Consider the following 18506-nt stretch of genomic DNA (forward strand, 5'->3'; position numbering starts at 1 on the left):
ATGCTGCTTTGCCTCTCCATCGACCACCGGGTCGCCGGCCTCCCCATGCTCGAGCAGATCGAGCGCTGCGGCGACGCGATCTCCGCGACCTTTCGCGACACGCCGATCGCGGATGGTCAGGTGATTGTGGCCACCTGCAATCGGTTCGAGGTGTACTTCGACGCCCCGGAAGACATGCTCGACGACGCGTGCGCGTGTCTCTCGATCGCCACCGGGATTCCCTGGCGCGAGCTCTCCGCCGTCGCCGACCGGTACACCGACGGCCAGGCCGCGGAACACCTCTTCGCCGTCACCTCGGGACTCAAGTCCGCGGTCATCGGCGAGGGCGAGATCGCCGGCCAAGTGCGGCGTGCGCACACGCGCGCCCGGGCTGCGGGCACCGTCACCGACGTGCTCGAGCGCCTGTTCCAGACCGCCGCTCGGGCCTCCCGAGAGGTGAAGCACCGCACGGGGCTGCAGTCGAAAGGCCGCTCGCTCGTCCGCCTCGCCCTGGTGCTCGCCGAGCACCGCGTTCCGGCGTGGAGCGAGGCCCGCGTGCTGCTGATCGGCACCGGGGCCTACGCGGGCGCCACCACGGCCGCGCTCCGCGCCCGGGGCGCGCAGCGCATCGAAGTATTCTCTCCCTCGGGTCGCGCCGAGGGCTTCGCCACATCGCACCACCTCGCCGCCGTCGCCGACGGCGATCTGCCGCGCGCGCTCCGCGACGCCGATCTCGTGATCACCTGCACCAGCACCAACGATCCCGTGCTGACGCGCGGGGACTTCGATCTCCCAGAGCCACCGCGACTCATCATCGACCTCGGGGTCCCGCGCAATGTCGACCCTTCCGCCGCCGAACTGCCGGGCATCGAACTGCTCGACGTGGCCACGATCGCGAAGCACGCCTCGATCACCGAGCTCGGCGCGGAGCAGGAGGCGCTCACGATCGTGCGCGAGTCCGCGGCCGAGTTCACGTCGGCGCGCGCCGAGCTCGGCGCCGTGCCCACGGTCGTCGCACTGCGCGACCATGTCTTCCGCATCCTCGAGGAGGAGCTCTGCCGCGCCCGGCGCGGTGGCCCGGACTCCCCCGATGCCGTGGAGGCGGAGGTCGCGCTCCGGCGCTTCGCCGGACGCCTCCTCCACGAGCCCTCCGTGCGCGTGCGCGCCCTGGGCCGCGAGGGTCGGAGCGACGAGGCAGCCGCGGCCGCGGCTGCACTCTTCGGCGTCACCCCGTAGCATGCTGATCACGGGTCCGTCCCGGATCCGGCACTGCAGCAGAGGGGGCCACCCATGAGAATCACGATCACCAGCGTCTACGTCCCGGACCAAGAGCAGGCCTTCCGGTTCTACACGGAGAAACTCGGTTTTCAGGTCAGGCACGACATTCCGGTCGGCGATGCGCGATGGCTCACAGTCGTGTCACCCCAGGATCCGGACGGCCCGGAGCTGCTCCTCGAACCGCAGGGCCACCCCGCGTCCACGGTATTCACTCGGGCGCTCTACGACGACGGGATCCCGTTCACGCAGTTCACGGTCGACGACATCATCGCGGAGGTGGCCCGACTGGAGCGGTTGGGCGTGCGCGTCGTGCAGCCGCCGACCCCGATGGGACCGGTGACGACGGCCGTGATCGACGACTCCTGCGGCAATCTGATCCAGCTGATCCAGCAGGAGCAGACCGCCGACTGACGATCTGCACCGCGACTAGACGAAGACCTTGCCGCGGCCGATGACGTGCTTGCGCGGCCCGGCCTCGGGCAGCTGGCCCGTCGACTCGCCGATGCGGTGGATGCGGAGCGTGTTCGTCGTGCCGACGACCCCGGGAGGGGACCCGGCGATGATGACGACCTTGTCGCCGATCTCGACCCGATCGTGGTCGAGCAGCACCTCGTCCACCTGCACGAACATCTCGTCGGTGCTGCCGACGCGATCCACCAGGTAGCTGCGGGCGCCCCAGGTGAGCTCCATACGGCGGCGGGTCTCGGGGTCGGGGGTGAAGCCGATGATGGGCATCGGGCGGCGCAGTCGCGACATGCGGCGCACGGTGTCACCCGACTCAGTGAAGACGCAGATGTACTTCGCCCCGATGAAGTCGGCGACCTCCGAGGCCGCGAGTGTGAGCGCTCCGCCCTGCGTGCGAGGCGCCGCACCCAGGGGCTCGATCCGATCCAGGGCGTGCTCCTCGGTGGCCTCGATGATGCGGGCCATCGTCGCAACGGCCGCCACCGGGTAGGCGCCGACGCTGGTCTCGCCGGAGAGCATGACGGCGTCCGCGCCGTCGAGGATCGCGTTCGCGCAGTCCGAAGCCTCGGCCCGCGTCGGGCGGGGGTTCTCGATCATCGACTCGAGCACCTGCGTGGCCACGATGACGGGCTTGGCGTTCCGGCGGGCCAGGGTCACGGCCTCGGCCTGCACGAGCGGCACGCGCTCGAGCGGCAGCTCCACGCCGAGATCACCGCGGGCGACCATGATGCCGTCGAAGGCCTGCACGATCTCCTCGAGGTGCTCGACCGCCTGCGGCTTCTCGATCTTGGCGATCACCGGGAGGCGCACGCCCTCCTCGTCCATGATCTCGTGGACTCGCGTGATATCGGCGGCGTCCCGGACGAACGACAGCGCGATGTAGTCGGCCCCGAGCGCGATCGCCCAGCGGAGATCCTCCTCGTCCTTGTCGGAGAGGGCGGGGACATTCACGGCGACTCCGGGAAGATTGATGCCCTTGTTGTTGGACACGGCACCCGGGATCTCGACGACGGTGTACACCGTGTCCTCCGTGACGCGGACGGCGCGGAGGCCGACCTTGCCATCGTCGACGAGGAGCGGATCGCCGGGCTTCACATCACCGGGCAGACCCTGGTGGGTGGTGCCGCAGATGGAGCGATCCCCGATGATGTCGCGGGTGGTGATCGCGAACTCGTCACCCTCGGCCAACTGGTACGGTCCGTCGGAGAACTTGCCGAGCCGGATCTTCGGCCCCTGCAGGTCGGCGAGGACGGCGATGGGACGACCCACCTCGGCCTCGGCACGCCGGATGTTGCGGTAGATGCCCTCGTGCACGTTGTACGTGCCGTGCGACATGTTCAGTCGCGCCACGTTCACGCCCGCCCGAATCAAGTCGAGGGTGTGGTCGTAGCTGGATACGGCAGGGCCCCAGGTCGCAACAATCTTGGCGTGGCGCATAGATGCAGTCCTTTACTTGGTGGTGGCTGGCGCGTCGGTCGTCGTCACGGGATCGGCGGCGTCTCCGTCGGCCGCGCCTCCGTCGGTCGCATCTCCGTCGGTCGCGGCATCCGCGGCCGAGTCGAGATCCGACGCGGCGCCGTCGGCCGCATCACCGCGGTCGATGACGTGGTAGTACTCGTCGGGGTCGGCGGTCGTGATCAGCACCGCGTCCGAGGGGTTGTGCCGACCCGGGAGGTATGGCGACGTCTCGATGCCGACGTGGCGACGGCGCTGCACGAAGAAGATGATCACACCCAGGAGTGCAGCGAGCAGCGCGGCGAGCACGTTGGTGCGGAGCCCCAGGAAGAGCAGGCTGGGGTCGACGCGGAGCGACTCGGTGAACGCGCGTCCGAGCCCGTACCAGACGAGGTACATTGCGAAGAACTGGCCCCAGCGAGGACGCCACTTGCGCTCGATCGCGAGCAGCACGACGATGCCCAGCAGGTTCCAGAGCGCCTCGTAGAGGAACGTGGGGTGGAACAGCGTGCCCTCGGGCAGCCCGATCGGGAACGCGGCATTGCCCATCTCGATCTCGAGCCCCCACGGCAGCGTCGTCGGTCCGCCGAAGAGCTCGTGATTGAACCAGTTCCCGAGGCGGCCAACGGCCTGCGCGAGCAGGAGGCCGGGCACCAGGGCATCGGCAAACGACCAGAAGCGGATCCCGGTGAGGCGCGAGGCGATCAGCACGCCGATGCCGCCGCCGATCAGGGCACCGAAGATGGCGATACCGCCGTTCCAGAACGCGAAGATCTCGAGCGGGTTCTTGCCGACGCCGAAGTAGTCGCCCCAGTGGGTCACGACGTGGTAGAGCCGCGCGCCCAGGATCCCGAGCACGAGCGACCAGACCACGAAGTCGAAGACCGCGCCGCGCTCACCGCCGCGCTGTCCGAGACGACGCCCCGTCCAGATCGCCGCCAGAATGATGCCGACGATGATGCACAGCGCGTAGAAATAGATGCGCAACGGGCCGATCTGGAGGAACTGCACCTCAGGGCTCGGAATACTGAACGGGAGAATCATTCACGTCTCTTTCGCCGGCGACGCGTGTCGCTGGAACCTGCTTGCTGGGCCACCGGGGCTCTCCTCGGCGGGTATCGGGTCAATCCTAGCGTGCGCTCCCGCGCGGAACCCTCACGGACGAGCGGTCCCGGCCGCGATCTCGCGCACCGTCGCGGCGAGCTGCTCCACCCCGCCGTCGCGGAGCGCACGGACGAACACGGTGCCGACGATCGCCCCGTCCGCGTACTCGAGCGCTGCAGCCACCTGCTCGGCCGTGGAGATGCCGATCCCGACGCACGCGAGGTCGGCGCCCTGCGCCCGCAGCCGGGCGGTGAGCCCCCGGGCCGCGGCGTCGAGCTGCGCCCGCTCCCCCGTGATGCCCATGGTCGAGACGGTGTAGACGAAGCCGGTCGTCGCCTCGGCCACGAGCCGCAGGCGATCGTCGCTCGAGCTCGGCGCGGCGAGGAAGACCCGGTCGAGTCCGACCCGCTCGCTGACCTCGATCCACTCGGCGGCCGCGTCGGGCGTGATGTCGGGGGTGATGAGTCCGGCGCCACCGGCGGCGGCGAGCTCCTGCGCGAAGCGCTCCACCCCGTACTGCAGCACCGGGTTCCAGTACGTCATGACGAGGATCGGCACCTCGACGGCCTCGCGCACCCGGCGCACGGCCTCGAACACGTGCGCCAGCCGGAACCCGGCCTCGAGCGCGGTGTGCGTCGCCTCCTGGATCACGAGCCCGTCCATCACCGGGTCGGAGTAGGGCACGCCGAGCTCGATCACGTCGGCGCCGTTGCGCGCCATCGCGATCGCGGCGTCCACGCTGGCGTCGAGGGTCGGGAAGCCGACCGGGAGGTAGCCGACGAGCGCACCCGCCCGCTCCCGCTTCGCCGAGCGGATCGCCTCGGCGACGGTCGAAGTGTGCGTGCTCATCCGTCGATTCCTTCGGTGCCGTCGAGCAGTCCGAAGTACCGGCCCGCCGTTGCCATGTCTTTGTCCCCGCGCCCCGAGAGGTTCACGGCGAGGATCGCATCGGGGCCGAGCTCTCGGCCGAGGCGGAGCGCACCAGCGAGCGCGTGGGCCGACTCGATCGCCGGGATGATACCCTCGGTGCGGCTCAGCAGGCGCAGCGCCTCCATCGCCTCCGCGTCGCTCGCCGGGATGTACTGGGCGCGACCGATGTCGGAGAGCCAGGCGTGCGCCGGCCCCACACCCGGGTAGTCGAGGCCCGCAGAGATCGAGTGCGACTCGATGGTCTGGCCGTCCTCATCCTGCAGCACGTAGGTTTTGGCGCCGTGCAGGATCCCGGGGCGGCCGCGCTCGATCGAGGCGGCGTGCTGTGCGGTGTCGATCCCGTCGCCCGCGGCCTCGACCCCGTAGAGGCGGACCTCGGCGTCATCGAGGAACGCGTCGAACATGCCGATCGCGTTCGACCCGCCGCCCACGCACGCGATCACCGCATCGGGGAGGCGCCCGGTCTTCGCGATGAGCTGCTCCCGGGCCTCCTCCGAGATGATCTTCTGGAAGTCGCGCACCATGTCGGGGAACGGGTGCGGTCCGGCCGCCGTGCCGAAGATGTAGTTCGTGCGATCCACGCTCGCGACCCAGTCACGGTACGCCTCGTTGATCGCGTCCTTGAGGGTGCGGGATCCGGTGGTCACCGGGATCACCTCGGCGCCCAGCAGCCGCATACGCGCGACGTTGAGCGCCTGGCGCTCGGTGTCGACCTCGCCCATGTAGATCGTGCAGTCCAGCCCGAACAGGGCGGCGGCGGTGGCTGTGGCGACACCGTGCTGACCCGCGCCCGTCTCGGCGATCACACGCTGCTTGCCGAGCTTGCGCGTGAGGAGCGCCTGGCCGAGCACGTTGTTGATCTTGTGCGAGCCCGTGTGGTTCAGGTCCTCGCGCTTCAAGAAGATCCTCGCCCCGCCCGCGTGCGCGGCGAAGCGCGGCACCTCGGTGATGGGCGACGGCCGACCGGCGTACGAGTGCAGCAGCTCGACCAGTTCGGCCTGGAAGACCGGATCCTGCTTCGCGGCCTCGTACGCCTCGGTGAGCTCGTCGATCGCGGCGATGAGGGACTCGGGCATGTACCGCCCGCCGAAGTCGCCGAAGAAGGGGCCCGACTGGGAGCGCAGTGACGCAGCCCCGTCGCTCAGCTGATCAGTCATACTCCACCTCACGGGTCGAAGGGTTCTGTGGGCTACACACTCAGGTAGGACGCGAGCGTGGCGATGGGGTCGTTGGTGACGAGCGCCTCGCCCACGAGCACTGCATCCGCACCGGCCTCGCGGTAGTGCTGCACATCGTCGACGCCGAGCACCGCGGACTCCGCGACCCGGATCACCCCGGCGGGGATCTGATCGGCGACACGACCGAAGAGATCTCGGTCCAGCTCGAACGTGGTGAGATCGCGGGCGTTCACCCCGACGAGCTGTGCACCGAGGTCCACCGCTCGGGCGACCTCCTCCTCGGAGTGGGTCTCCACGAGCGGGGTCATCCCCAGCTCACGGATCAGGGAGTGCAACCGCTCGAGGGTCGACTGCGGCAGAGCCGCAACGATGAGCAGCACGAGGTCGGCACCCGCGGCACGGGCCTCGAGCACCTGGTACTCGTCGCCGATGAAATCTTTGCGGAGGACCGGGATGCTCACGGCCTTCCGCACGGCCTCGAGGTCGGCGAGCGAGCCCTTGAACTTCCGCTCCTCGGTGAGCACGCTCACCGCACTCGCTCCCCCGGCCTCGTACTGCGCCGCGAGCGCCTGGGGTTCCGCGATCTCGGCGAGGTCGCCACGAGACGGGCTCGCGCGCTTCACCTCCGCAATGACCTTGATGTGCTCGGCGGGAGCGAGCGCGTGCAGCGCATCGAGCGCGGCCGGGCGATCGAGCGCCTCGGCCTCGACGGCCGCGTACGGGCGCTCTCGCCTGCGGGCGTTCGCGTCTTCGAGCGAACCGGCGAGGAGTTGCTGGAGCACCTTAGTCGTGCGTCTTGGGGCTGTACTTCGGGCCGTTCACACCGAAGCCGGCCTTCGAGAGGATGAAGCCGAGCACCGCGCCGAGTGCGACGACGCCGACGCAGACCCAGACGAGCGTTGCCATGTGCAGGAAGAAGAAGACGGTGCCTGCAGCGATGCCGATCAGCATCACGACGACGGCCGTCCATGCGGCGGGCGAATCGCCGTGCCCGGGCTCTTCGTGCTGGGTACTCATGAATCTCCTCTAACTGACCAGACTGGACAGTTCCAGCCTAGCGGATATTGGCGGGCGGGTCGTCGACCGCGCCGGGTGTCTGGTCGGTGGGACTCTGGTCGCCGCGAGCCTCGTCGCCCGGTGCGTCGTCGCCCGGATCGTCGTCGTCACTCGGATCGTCGCCGTCGCTGAGCGAATCCCAGTCGGAAATGCGATCCGGCCCCTCCTGCGGCTCGCCGCGGCGGTCCTGCTCGGTGTCGTACTTCCGACCGCCCGTGCGCCACCGTCCCCCGAAGCACAGCACGACCGCGCCGAGCAGCATGGCGAGGCAGCCCACGATCAGGTTGGTGGTCACCCACGGCGACACCTGGATCCAGGTCACGGCCGATCCCGCGGCGCCGCCCGCGAGCCCCGTGAGTTCGGTGATCGCCCCGGAGATCGAGCCGAGGGGCGAGCCGAGCACCGCCCAGGTGAGCGCCACGAGGCCCGCGCCGAGTAGCGCGACCAGCACGCCGAGCACCCGGCGGAACACCGGACCCGCGATCGTGAGCGCGAGCGCCGCGGCGATGAGGGCGATCGACACGGGCGAGAGCGCCGGGTTGATGTCGTGGCCGATCGCGGTCTCGAGCGAGTGCGTGCCCTCCAACATGAAGGAGACCCAGGTCTGGGCGCCCGCCATCAGCGAGACGGCACCCGTGAGGGCGATGCCGGCGAGAGTCAGGAGCTTCGGGCGCACCGGATCACCGCCCGTCCGTCGTCGATGCGGCAAGGGGCTGGAGCGTGTTCGCGATCGCGATGGCTCGAAGCGGTGCCGCCGCCTTGCTCCGGCACTCGGCGTCCTCAGCTTCCGGCACCGAGTCGGCCACGATCCCCGCGCCCGCCTGCACCATCGCAATGCCGTCCTTGATCGTGGCCGTGCGGATCGCAATGGCCAGGTCCGCCGCGCCGCCCAGGCCGAAGTACCCGACGACACCGCCGTAGACCCCGCGCTGCACGGGCTCCAGCTCGTCGATGATCTCGAGCGCCCGAGGCTTCGGCGCGCCCGAGAGGGTGCCCGCCGGGAACGTCGCCCGGAACACGTCGACCGCGTTCTGGTCCGCACGCGCACGTCCCTCCACCGTCGAGACGATGTGCATGATGTGGCTGAAGCGCTCGATCCGCATGAACTCCGTGACCTCGACGGAGTCGGGTTCGCAGGCGCGCAGCAGATCGTTGCGGGCCAGATCGACGAGCATCAGGTGCTCCGCGCGCTCCTTCGCATCGGCGAGCAGATCCTGCTCGTGCTGCTGATCCTCCTCGACCGTCGCGCCGCGCGGACGGGAGCCGGCGATCGGGTGCGTCATCACGTGCCCGTCCTCCTGCACCGTGACGAGCGCCTCGGGGCTCGAGCCGACCACGGCGAAGGGCTCGCCGTCGCCGTCCTGCAGGTGGAGCAGGTAGAGGTAGGGGCTCGGGTTCAGGTGCCGCAGCACCCGGTAGACATCGAGCGGATCGGCCGTGCACTCCTGGTCGAAGCGCTGCGACGGGACCACCTGGAAGATGTCGCCGTCGACGATGTACTGCTTCGCCACGCCGACCGACTGCAGAAACTCGGGGGTGCTCGTGAGCCGGGTGGGATCCGCGAACGCGTCACGATCGAGCTGCCCGAGCGGTGAGGCCTCCGGCGCGGAGAGCGCGGCCTGCAGCGCGTCGAGGCGCGCCTGGGCGTCGGCCCACTGCGCGTCCGCGTCGACGGGTCCGCCGTCACTGGCAGCGTCGTCACGGGCAGCATCGCCGCTCGCACCGTCGTTCAGCACGTTCGCGATGAGCACGATCGATCCCTCGCGGTGATCGATCACCACGAGCTCCGAGACGAACCCGAGGCCCTGGCTCGGGAGACCGGGGCCCTCCGTGGGTCCATGTTCGAGTCGCTCGAGCTGCCGCACCGTGTCCCACCCCAGATAGCCGACGAACCCGCTCGCGAGCGGCGGCAGCCCGGGGACCTGCGGCGACCGCCAGCGCTCGTAGACGGCGCGCAGCGCCTCGACGGGTGCGAGGTCGCTCACCCCACCGTCGAGCAGGCGGTGCTCCGACAGCGTCGGACCGCTCGCGCTCGGGACCCAGGACGCTCGACCGTTGCGCTCGCCCAGCACGCCGAAGCTGCCGGCGCCGACGAAGCTGAACCGCGTCCACACCCCGCCCTGCTCCGCGGACTCGAGCAGGAAGGTGCCCGGGCGACCGCCCGCGACCTTCCGGTAGATGCCCACCGGGGTGTCCGCATCGGCGAACACCTCCCGGCAGACGGGAAGCACGGCGTGGGAGGAGCGGGCGTCGTCGAAGGACGCTCGGGTGGTCGTCAGTGTCACCGTCCCAGCCTATCGCGCGGGGATCAGTCCGCCGTCGCCTCGGGATCCCCCACGAGCGCCGGGATCTCCCGGTCGGTGAAGCAGGTGCGCGTGCCGGTGTGGCAGGCGGCGCCGATCTGGATCACCCGGACCAGCAGCGTGTCGCCGTCGCAGTCGGCGGCGACGCTCCGCACGTACTGCCGATGGCCGGAGGTGTCACCCTTCCGCCAGTACTCCCGGCGCGAGCGCGACCAGAAGGTCACGCGGCCCGTCGTGATCGTGCGCCGGATCGCCTCGCGGTCCATCCAGGCGAGCATGAGCACGTCGCCCGTCTCGTCGTCCTGGATGATCGCGGGAAGGAGCCCGCTCGCGTCGAAGACGAGATCGGCGGGAACCGGATCGATGGCGGTCATGCGTTCGTCTCCCGGGTAGCGGTGCTGGTGGTCGGTCCGGCGGTGGCCGCATCGGTGTTGGTGACATCGGCGGTGGTCGTGAGGCGCACGGTGTGCCCGGCATCGGCGAGTGCTCGCTTGACCTGGCCCACGGTGAACGTGCCGTCGTGGAAGACGGACGCGGCGAGCACGGCGTCCGCGCCGGCCTCGACCGCCGGAGCGAAGTGCTCGAGCGTGCCGGCGCCCCCGGACGCGATGACGGGGACCTCGGACAGCGCGCGCACCGCCGAGGTGAGTTCCAGGTCGAACCCCGCGAGCGTGCCGTCGGCGTCCATCGAGTTCACGAGCAGTTCTCCGGCACCGCGATCCACGGCCTCCCGGCACCAGGCGAGGGCGTCGAGATCGGTCTCGCGCTTCCCGCCGTGCGTGGTGACCACGAACCCCGACGGTGTGCGGGTGCTCCGCTTCACGTCCAGCGACAGCACGAGCACCTGGGCGCCGAAGCGGTCGGCGATCTCCCCGATCACCGCGGGCCGGGCGATGGCGCCGCTGTTGATCCCGACCTTGTCGGCACCGACGGCCAGGAGCCGTGCGACGTCGTCGACCTCGCGCACCCCGCCGCCCACGGTGAGGGGGATGAAGACCTGCTCCGCGGTGCGCTGCACCACGTCATAGGTGGTCGATCGGTCGTCCACGGTCGCCGTGACGTCGAGGAACGTGAGTTCGTCGGCACCCTGCTCGGCGTAGCGCGCGGCGAGTTCGACGGGATCCCCCGCGTCGCGGAGGTTCAGGAAGTTGACGCCCTTGACGACGCGCCCCGCGGCGACGTCGAGGCACGGGATGACCCGGGTGGCCAGTGACATGCCGACTCCCCCGCTACAACCGCGCCGCGTGGATGGCCGTGACGAGGATCGCCTTGGCACCGAGATCGTAGAGCCGGTCCATGACGTCGTTCGCCTCGTCAGCGCGCACCATCACCCGCACCGCCACCCAGCGCTCGTCGCGCAGCGGGGAGACGGTGGGCGACTCGATCCCGCCGGCGACGGCGGACGCGGCCTCGAGCTGGTCGACCGGGAGGTCGTAGTCCATGATCACGTACTTGCGGGCGACGAGGACGCCGCGGAGGCGGCGGAGGAGCCGCGCGATCCCCTCGTGCTGGTTCGCGCCGCCGATCAGGATCGCGGTGGACTCCAGGATGACCGGGCCGAAGATCTCGAGGCCCGCTGCGCGCAGCGTCGCGCCCGTGGAGACGACATCCGCAACGGCGTCGGCGACCCCGAGCTGCACGGCCGACTCGACGGCGCCATCGAGCTGCACGAGCGTCGCCTCCACCCCGCGCGCGCGGAGGAAGTCGTCGACGAGCTTGGAGTAGCTGGTCGCGACACGGCGCCCGGCCAGGTCGGCGATCTCGCGGATCTCGCCGCCGGCGGGTGCCGCGAAGCGGAACGTGGAATCGGCGAAGTCGAGCTCCGCGATCTCCGTGGCCTCGGATCCCGAGTCGAGCAGCAGGTCCCGGCCCGTGATGCCGACGTCGAGTGCACCCGAGCCGACATAGGTCGCGATGTCACGGGGGCGGAGGTAGAAGAACTCGACGCCGTTCTTCGCGTCGGTGTGGACGAGCTTCCGACTGTCGCGTCGGCCGGAGTACCCGGCCTCGGTGAGCATCTCGGCGGCGATTTCGGAGAGCGAACCCTTGTTGGGAACGGCGATGCGCAGCATGATCGGGGGAATCCTTCCGTGGTGGCCGAGGCGCGGCCGGGGTGAAAACTTCAGCGGCGAGCGTCGGCGCAGCGGAGAGCTCCGTCGGGGCCGACGCTAGAGATGCGAGTACACGTCGTCGAGCGAGATGCCCTTGGCGAGCATCAGGACCTGGAGGTGGTACAGCAGCTGGCTGATCTCTTCGGCGCACTCGGCGTCGGACTCGTACTCCGCGGCCATCCAGACCTCGGCGGCCTCCTCCACGATCTTCTTGCCGATCGTGTGGACGCCCGCGTCGAGACGCGCGACGGTGTCGCTGCCCTCGGGGCGGGTGGCGGCCTTCTCGCTGAGTTCAGCGAACAGCTCATCGAACGATTTCACTCGTCCAGCGTACCGTGTTCCGGAGCCGCGGATCGTCGGGATCAGTGGGAGTGGGTCGCGGCCGCCGCGCGCAGCTCCGCGATCCGGTGCTCGGGGACTCCGCCGTACACGGCGGACCCGGCGACGAACGTGTCGGCTCCGGCTTCGGCCGCGATCCCGATCGTGTCCGCCGAGATCCCGCCGTCCACCTGCAGCCACAGATCAAGACCGAGCCGCGACTTCGCCTCGGCGAACCGGCGCAGCTTCGGCATCATGTCCGCCATGAACGACTGCCCGCCGAAGCCGGGCTCGACCGTCATGACGAGCACCTGATCGAACTCGGGCAGCAGGTCGAGGTACGGCTCGGGATCGGTGCCCGGCTTGAGGGCGATGCCCGCGCGGGCACCGATGTCGCGGAGTCGACGGGCGAGCGCGACGGGATCGGCGGCGGCCTCCGCGTGGAAGGTGACGGAATAGGCGCCGAGTTCGGCGTAGCCCGGAGCCCAGCGATCCGCGTCCGAGATCATGAGGTGCACGTCGAGCGGGATCGGCGACACCGCCTGGATGCGCTCGACGATCGGCGGCCCCATGGTGAGATTCGGCACGAAGTGGTTGTCCATCACATCGACGTGCACCAGATCCGCGGAGGAGATGGCCTCGAGCTCGGACTGCAGATTGACGAAATCGGCGGAGAGAATACTGGGGTTGATGCGTTGCGCGGTCACGTCACCAGACTACACACCCGCACCACGGCGCCCCGCAGCGCTTAGGCTATGAGCATGAGCGACACACCGGAGCCCCAGAACCCCTCCCAGCCGGACGAATCGGCTGCGGCCCCCGCCTCCTCGCCCGACGCCGCCGCGCAGCCCGAGCTGCACACCCCGGAGCCGACGTCGGAGGCACCCGAGGGCCTCGCGCCCTCTCCCGGAATTGCGCCACCGGCTGGGATCCGGCCCCCGGAGTTCCAGGCTCCGGCCGCCGCACAGTACGCACCGCCGCAGTACCAGCCCCCGCAGTACCAGCCCCCGCAGTTCGGACCACCGCAGTACCAGGCCGGTCAGCCGCAGGCCGGCCAGCCGCAGGATCCCGCGTCGGCTCAGACCGGGGCCGCCCAGCCCGCGCCGGACGCTCAGACGCAGCAGCAGCAGCAGCAGCAGCAGCAGTGGACCCCCGGTGCCCCGTTCGAGCCGCAGCAGCCCGGCCAGCCCGGCCAGCCGGGACAGCCCGGTCAGCCCGGTCAACCCGTCGGGTACGACCCGTCGCAGCCGCAGGGCCCGAAGAAGGGCCTGCCGACGGGCGCGATCATCGGGATCGTCGCGGGCGGAGTCGTGCTGCTCCTCCTGATTATCGCCGGCGTGATCGCCATCGGGTCGGCGCTGTCCCGCGGCCCGTCGCCGGTGTCCCCCGCGGGCGGCTCGACAACCGGCGCGCAGTCGGCTCCCGCCGCCGTCGAGGAGTACCTCACGGCGCTCGCGGACGGTGACGCGGAGCGCGCGCGCGAACTCGTGGGCGGCATGTCCTCTGATGCGCTGCTCTCCGATGAGGTGCTCGAGAAGTCCATCGAACTCGCTCCGATCACCAACATCGAGGTCGATGAGGAGACGACCGGCGACGATACCGAGTCCGTCGTCAGCGCCACCTTCGACATCGGCGATGAGACCGTGACGCGCGACTTCCGGGTGTGGAACTACTCCGACGAGTACGAGATCTTCGACGGTCTCGTGAACGTGTCGCTGAGCTCGTTCGCCGGCCTCGACGCCACCGTGAACGGCGTGGAGCCCAGTGAGGACTACGCGCAGGCCTTCATCGGCACCTACCAGATCGAGCTCGGGGTCGAGGAGTTCGCCCTCAGCGGCGACACCGCCACCTTCACCATCGTCACCGACGACGACTCGTCGGTCCTGTACGAGGTGCAGCCGGTGCTCACCGAGGAGGCGACGCAGACGTTCCGCGATCTCGTCCGTGCATCACTCACCGAGTGCGTAGCGCTCACCTCGCTCGCGACCCCCTGCGGCCTCGACGTCACCGGGCCGCTCAGCGACGGCGCGATGCCGATCGACGGCACGATCCAGCGCACGCTCACGGCCGAGGGCGAGGCGGCGCTCTCGGCGCTCGTGCCGGAGCCGAGCTACGACCACCCGACCGTGGTGTCGAGCTACGACTACATCCAGATCAACACCACCCTCGAAGCGGAGAAGGACGGGCAGCGCATGAGCGGCGACCTCCTCTTCGGCGGCAACCTGCTGCAGCCCTACGTCGACTTCGCTCAGGAGTCGCCGAAGGTGACCTGGGAGTAGCTCGGATCGGAGGGGGAGCTCAGCCGCGCCGGGGCTGGTGCTCCTCCTCCTCATGCTCGGGCTCCTCGCGCTCGGGGCTGGTCTGCTGGGCACTCGATGCGGCCGCCAGCCAGGTGCGTGACAGCACACGATAGGACCGGGTGAGCGAGGCGCCGACGGCGAGCAGGATCATGAGGAACCCGGACACGAGGAAGATTAGGGCGATGCCGCGGCTCTCCCCCTCGCCGAGCAGCCAGCCCCACTGCGCCTCCCCCTCCGCGCCCGCCATGTACGGCACCACCCAGAACTCCGCGATCGGTGCGATCAGGAGCGAGGTGATGGGGGCCGCGGCCGCCTCGAACGTCATGGCGAGACCGAAGACGCGCCCCTGCTTCTCGAAGGGCACGACCCGCTGGATCACGGTCTGCTCCGCCGCCTCGACCGCGGGCATCAGCGCCATGAACACCCAGATGCCGGCGATGAAGAGCCACGGCCACTCGCGGATCGTGAACACCATGCCGAGCAACCCCAGGAGCCCGACGAGCAGGAGCATCGTGCGGATCGGGTTCTTCCCGAGCCCCCATTTCGCGACGACGATGCCGCCGACGATGAACCCGGTCGACGCGAGCCCGAAGACGAGGCCCCAGATCTCCACGGGGAACATGTTCAGACCGTAGGGGTCGAGCAGCGCCATGAACACCCCGCCCGACAGGTTGTTGAGCATGGTGAAGAGCACCAGTGCGAAGAGGCCCGGCACCGCGAGCATCGCCGTCATGCCGCCTCGGAAGTCCACCGCACGACGATCGGGATCGTGCACGATCTCGGGCTCGGGAATGCGCAGGAGATGCAGGTGCACGATCGGTGCGGCGACGAACACGGTGGCGATCACCATGGTCGCCCCCATGCCGAGCAGCCCGACGGAGAGGCCGCTGAACACACTCGTCGCGATGAACGCGATGCCCTGGACGGTGCCGACCAGGCCGTTGGCGTTCGCGTGCCGCTCGGGCGGCACGAGCAGCGTCACGGTGGTCGACAGCGCCAGGTTGCGGAGCATCTCGACCACGCAGCCGGCGAGCAGGATCAGTGTGAAGATCCAGAACAGGGGGCCGCGGATATCGAGCAGCGTCGCCTCGGGAAACGTGAAGAAGAGTGCGCAGCCGATGATGAAGGCGATGAGCGAGGACCACGCGGAGAGCAGCATGACGCGGCGCTTGCGCATCCGATCGACGATCGAGCCGAACCACATGGAGCACGCGGCGAGCAGGATCATGTAGATGCCGCCGAGCACCCCCGTCGCGAGGATGCTGCGGGTCTCGAGGTACACCCAGAACACGACCGCGAACCAGAGGAAGTTGGTCGTCAGGTTCGCCACGGCGGTGTTGACGAGCACCTGCACGAACGTCCGCATCCCGCCCGGAGGCGGCGTCGGACCCGTGCGGGCGGACGGCGTCGCGCCGTCCGGTTCGACGGTCGGGGGTTCGGTGCTCATGCACTCAGGGTAGATCCGACCACCGACACGCGCCAGGGGTCACTCGACCCGAGGACCGGTTCCGCTCAGTCCCCGCGCTCCAGCAGCGCGATGAACATGGCGTCGGTGCCGTGCCGGTGCGGCCACAGCTGCACGCTGCGCGCCGATCCCGCGAGGTCCAGCTCTCCGCGAGCGACGCCGGAGACGACGGCCCGCGCGTCCAATTCACGGAGCTCGGGATGCCGCTTGAGCAGCCGGTCCACCGTCACCCGGGTCTCCGCCAGGTGCGGCGAGCAGGTGACGTAGGCGAGTACCCCGCCTGGAGCCAGGTGGGCGACCGCGGCGTCGAGGAGCTCTCCCTGGAGTGCGGTCAGGCTCGGCAGGTCCGTCGGTTGCTTCCGCCAGCGCGCCTCGGGGCGCCGTCGGAGCGCACCGAGGCCGGAGCACGGGGCATCCACGAGGATCCGATCGTAGGGGACGCCCCGCGGGCCGTACGCCTCATCGTCGCGGCCGTCGTGCGAAACCACCTCGACCGTGTCGGCGACCGCCTCGGTCGCACGTCGCACGAGTTCGGCGCGGTGCGACGACACCTCGTTCGCCCGCACGTGCGCACCCCCGAGACGCGCCTCGGCTCCGAGCAGCGCCGTCTTCCCGCCCGGCCCCGCGCACAGATCGAGCCAGCGCTCGCCCGCGGCCACGGGGCGCACGCGGGTGAGCGCCAGTGCGGCGAGTTGGGATCCTTGATCCTGCACCCGGGCGACACCGTCCGGAAGACCGAGTGCCGCGAGCGCGCGGAGCGGATCCCCACCCGCGAGCTCCCAGCCGGTCGGCGAGGGCCCGGTCGCCGTGAGCGCGACCTCGCCGTCGGAGGTGCTCTCGCTCTCCCGCACGTCAGCGTGCCACCCCGGCAGCACCACCGCGCTCACCCGGGGCGGCACATTGTCCGCCTCGAGCAGCGCCTCGAGCTCAGTCTCGCGTCCCTCGCTCCGCAGCGCATCCCGCAGCGCCCGGAGTACCCAGGCGGGGTGCGAGGTGCGCGCCGCGAGCGCATCGTCCGGCGACGCGGCCTCCGCGGTGATCCGATCGTCCCACTCCGCCGCCGTCGACCGACCGATCGTGCGGAGTACCCCGTTCACGAAGCCGGCGGCGTTCGCGTTGGCGACCCGACGCTGCAGCTCCACACTCTCATTGACAGCGGCGTGCGCGGCGGTTCGCATTGACAGCAGCTGATGGGCGCCGAGCCGGAGCACATTCCGTGTCCGGCCGTCGATCTCGCCGATCGGCCGCCCCGCGGCGAGTTCGATGATGCGGTCGTAGCGCCCGCGCCCGCGGAGCGCGCCGGCCGCGAGTTCGGTCGCGAGCCCCGCGTCACGGCCATCGAGGTGCGCCTCGCGGATCCGGGCGGGCAGCGCCAGATTCGCGTAGGCATCGCGGTCGTCGACGTCCCGGAGCAGGTCGTAGGCGACGAGGCGCGCCGGGGAGATCTCGATCCGCGGCGCCCGATCGCGCGCGCCGCGACCGGCCCCGCGATGGGATCCGGATCGCCGGGAGTTCCCCGCATCGCGGCTCATCGCGCCACCGCCGCTCCGCCGCGGCCGCGCAACCACGCGGCACCGTCCATCGCGGGTTTTCCGGCCGGCTGCACGCGCACCAGTTCGAGCGCGCCGTCGGCGAGCTCCACTACCGCGGTGCCGGCGCGCAGGCCGATCGACCCGACGGCCGCGTCTGCGCGGTCGTCCGAAACGAGGTCCGAGCCGTGCGCAGCCCGCACCTCGAGGAGCTTCACGGGCTGCTCGTCCACGAGCACAAACGCGCCCGGTTCCGGCGTCACCCCCGCCCAGTGGGCGAGCACCGCAGCGGCCGATGCCGAGAGATCGAGTCGCCCGTCCTCTCGACCCAGCTTGTGCGCGTAGGTGGCCTCACCCTGCTGCGGCACCCCAACGAGCGAGCCGTCCGCGAGCCCGGCCACGGCGCGCAGCAGTGCGTCCGTGCCCGATGCGGCGAGCGCCGTGAGCGCCGCCCCGGCCGGTGTGCCCGGTGCCACGTCGGAGGCGTCGCGGGTGATCACATCGCCCGCGTCGAGCGCCTCCACGAGTCGGAACACGGTCACACCGAGCCGCTGCTCCCCCGCCTGCAGGGCCCGCTGCACGGGCGCGGCCCCCCGCCAGCGCGGCAGCTCGGAGAAGTGCAGATTGATCCAGCCGTGCTCGGGCAGCGATAGGAGGGGCTCGCGCACCAGTCCGCCGTACGCGACGATCACGCCGAGATCGGGGTTCCGCGCCGCGGTCCACGCGGTGGCCTCCTCGGCGAGCCGGTTGGCGCGCAGCACGGGCAGTCCCAGCTCCTCCGCCGCGACCGCGACGGGTGAGGGCGTGAGGATCCGCTTTCGTCCGAGTGGGGCGTCCTCGCGGGTGATGACCCCCACGATCTCGTGTCCGGCGGCGTGCAGGGCCCGCAGACTGGGCACGGCGAACTCGGGGGTTCCGGCAAAGACGATCCGCATCCCTCCATTCTCGCAGCTTTCCCCGGGGCGCGCGGCACCTGCTACACTCCCGAACATGCAGATGACGCATCAGTGGTGGACCGCCTGAGGGCGGTTCCCC

The 18506-nt window shown here is 70.5% G+C and carries 19 protein-coding genes; 3 read left to right on the forward strand and 16 right to left on the reverse strand.

Annotated features, from left to right (window positions below; genetic code table 11):
• A complete protein-coding gene (locus MUN76_RS03570; protein WP_244687206.1) occupies window positions 1–1215 on the forward strand; it encodes a glutamyl-tRNA reductase in 1215 nt (404 codons plus the stop codon).
• Between the two features lie 54 nt (window positions 1216–1269).
• Window positions 1270–1668 (forward strand): VOC family protein, encoded by a 399-nt coding sequence (locus tag MUN76_RS03575; protein ID WP_244687208.1) that lies wholly within the window; start codon window positions 1270–1272, stop codon window positions 1666–1668.
• Window positions 1669–1683: 15 nt separating this feature from the next.
• Here the strand turns inward: MUN76_RS03575 and pyk are convergent, their stop codons facing one another.
• The 13 genes from pyk to rpe all read right to left on the reverse strand — a co-directional run bounded on the left by pyk (window position 1684) and on the right by rpe (window position 12884).
• On the reverse strand, window positions 1684–3159 hold the full coding sequence (pyk, locus tag MUN76_RS03580; protein ID WP_244687210.1) for a pyruvate kinase: 1476 nt from the start codon (window positions 3157–3159) through the stop codon (window positions 1684–1686).
• Between the two features lie 12 nt (window positions 3160–3171).
• Window positions 3172–4221, reverse strand: a complete 1050-nt coding sequence (lgt, locus tag MUN76_RS03585; protein WP_244687211.1) for a prolipoprotein diacylglyceryl transferase — start codon at window positions 4219–4221, stop codon at window positions 3172–3174.
• A 111-nt stretch (window positions 4222–4332) separates the two neighbouring features.
• A complete protein-coding gene (gene trpA / locus MUN76_RS03590; protein ID WP_244687213.1) occupies window positions 4333–5130 on the reverse strand; it encodes a tryptophan synthase subunit alpha in 798 nt (265 codons plus the stop codon).
• Window positions 5127–6368: a tryptophan synthase subunit beta gene (gene trpB / locus MUN76_RS03595; RefSeq protein WP_244687215.1), complete on the reverse strand. Its 1242-nt coding sequence runs from the start codon at window positions 6366–6368 to the stop codon at window positions 5127–5129. Before trpB ends, trpA begins: the two co-directional genes overlap by 4 nt.
• Window positions 6369–6400: 32 nt before the next feature.
• Complete coding sequence (trpC, locus tag MUN76_RS03600) at window positions 6401–7171, reverse strand: indole-3-glycerol phosphate synthase TrpC (RefSeq protein WP_244687217.1); 771 nt, start codon at window positions 7169–7171, stop codon at window positions 6401–6403.
• 1 nt (window position 7172) lies between these two features.
• Window positions 7173–7406, reverse strand: coding sequence for a DUF6704 family protein (locus MUN76_RS03605; RefSeq protein WP_244687219.1), 234 nt, complete (start codon window positions 7404–7406; stop codon window positions 7173–7175).
• A 37-nt stretch (window positions 7407–7443) separates the two neighbouring features.
• The gene (locus tag MUN76_RS03610) at window positions 7444–8121 is read right to left on the reverse strand and encodes a Trp biosynthesis-associated membrane protein (RefSeq protein WP_244687220.1); all 678 of its coding nucleotides are present in this window, start codon (window positions 8119–8121) and stop codon (window positions 7444–7446) included.
• A 4-nt stretch (window positions 8122–8125) separates the two neighbouring features.
• Window positions 8126–9730 (reverse strand): anthranilate synthase component I, encoded by a 1605-nt coding sequence (locus tag MUN76_RS03615; protein WP_244687222.1) that lies wholly within the window; start codon window positions 9728–9730, stop codon window positions 8126–8128.
• A 23-nt stretch (window positions 9731–9753) separates the two neighbouring features.
• Window positions 9754–10122, reverse strand: coding sequence for a phosphoribosyl-AMP cyclohydrolase (gene hisI, locus MUN76_RS03620; protein WP_244687223.1), 369 nt, complete (start codon window positions 10120–10122; stop codon window positions 9754–9756).
• Window positions 10119–10964 (reverse strand): imidazole glycerol phosphate synthase subunit HisF, encoded by an 846-nt coding sequence (gene hisF / locus MUN76_RS03625; protein WP_244687225.1) that lies wholly within the window; start codon window positions 10962–10964, stop codon window positions 10119–10121. Before hisF ends, hisI begins: the two co-directional genes overlap by 4 nt.
• Before the next feature lie 13 nt (window positions 10965–10977).
• Entirely contained in the window at window positions 10978–11820 is an 843-nt protein-coding gene (hisG, locus tag MUN76_RS03630) for an ATP phosphoribosyltransferase (RefSeq protein WP_244687227.1), read from the reverse strand.
• A 96-nt stretch (window positions 11821–11916) separates the two neighbouring features.
• Complete coding sequence (locus tag MUN76_RS03635) at window positions 11917–12180, reverse strand: phosphoribosyl-ATP diphosphatase (protein WP_244687229.1); 264 nt, start codon at window positions 12178–12180, stop codon at window positions 11917–11919.
• 41 nt (window positions 12181–12221) lie between these two features.
• Window positions 12222–12884, reverse strand: a complete 663-nt coding sequence (gene rpe, locus MUN76_RS03640; protein ID WP_244687231.1) for a ribulose-phosphate 3-epimerase — start codon at window positions 12882–12884, stop codon at window positions 12222–12224.
• Window positions 12885–12938: 54 nt separating this feature from the next.
• Between rpe and MUN76_RS03645 the strand changes: the two genes are divergently transcribed.
• Window positions 12939–14456: a hypothetical protein gene (locus MUN76_RS03645; RefSeq protein WP_244687233.1), complete on the forward strand. Its 1518-nt coding sequence runs from the start codon at window positions 12939–12941 to the stop codon at window positions 14454–14456.
• A 19-nt stretch (window positions 14457–14475) separates the two neighbouring features.
• Here MUN76_RS03645 and MUN76_RS03650 read toward each other — a convergent pair whose 3' ends face one another.
• The 3 genes from MUN76_RS03650 to MUN76_RS03660 all read right to left on the reverse strand — a co-directional run bounded on the left by MUN76_RS03650 (window position 14476) and on the right by MUN76_RS03660 (window position 18406).
• The gene (locus tag MUN76_RS03650; RefSeq protein ID WP_346730405.1) at window positions 14476–15924 is read right to left on the reverse strand and encodes an MFS transporter; all 1449 of its coding nucleotides are present in this window, start codon (window positions 15922–15924) and stop codon (window positions 14476–14478) included.
• A gap of 65 nt (window positions 15925–15989) precedes the next feature.
• Complete coding sequence (locus tag MUN76_RS03655; RefSeq protein ID WP_244687234.1) at window positions 15990–17474, reverse strand: RsmB/NOP family class I SAM-dependent RNA methyltransferase; 1485 nt, start codon at window positions 17472–17474, stop codon at window positions 15990–15992.
• The gene (locus tag MUN76_RS03660) at window positions 17471–18406 is read right to left on the reverse strand and encodes a methionyl-tRNA formyltransferase (protein WP_244687236.1); all 936 of its coding nucleotides are present in this window, start codon (window positions 18404–18406) and stop codon (window positions 17471–17473) included. The genes MUN76_RS03655 and MUN76_RS03660 overlap by 4 nt, the downstream gene beginning before the upstream one ends.
• Window positions 18407–18506 lie beyond the last annotated feature (100 nt).

Source organism: Leucobacter rhizosphaerae (assembly GCF_022919175.1).
Classification (GTDB): domain Bacteria; phylum Actinomycetota; class Actinomycetes; order Actinomycetales; family Microbacteriaceae; genus Leucobacter; species Leucobacter rhizosphaerae.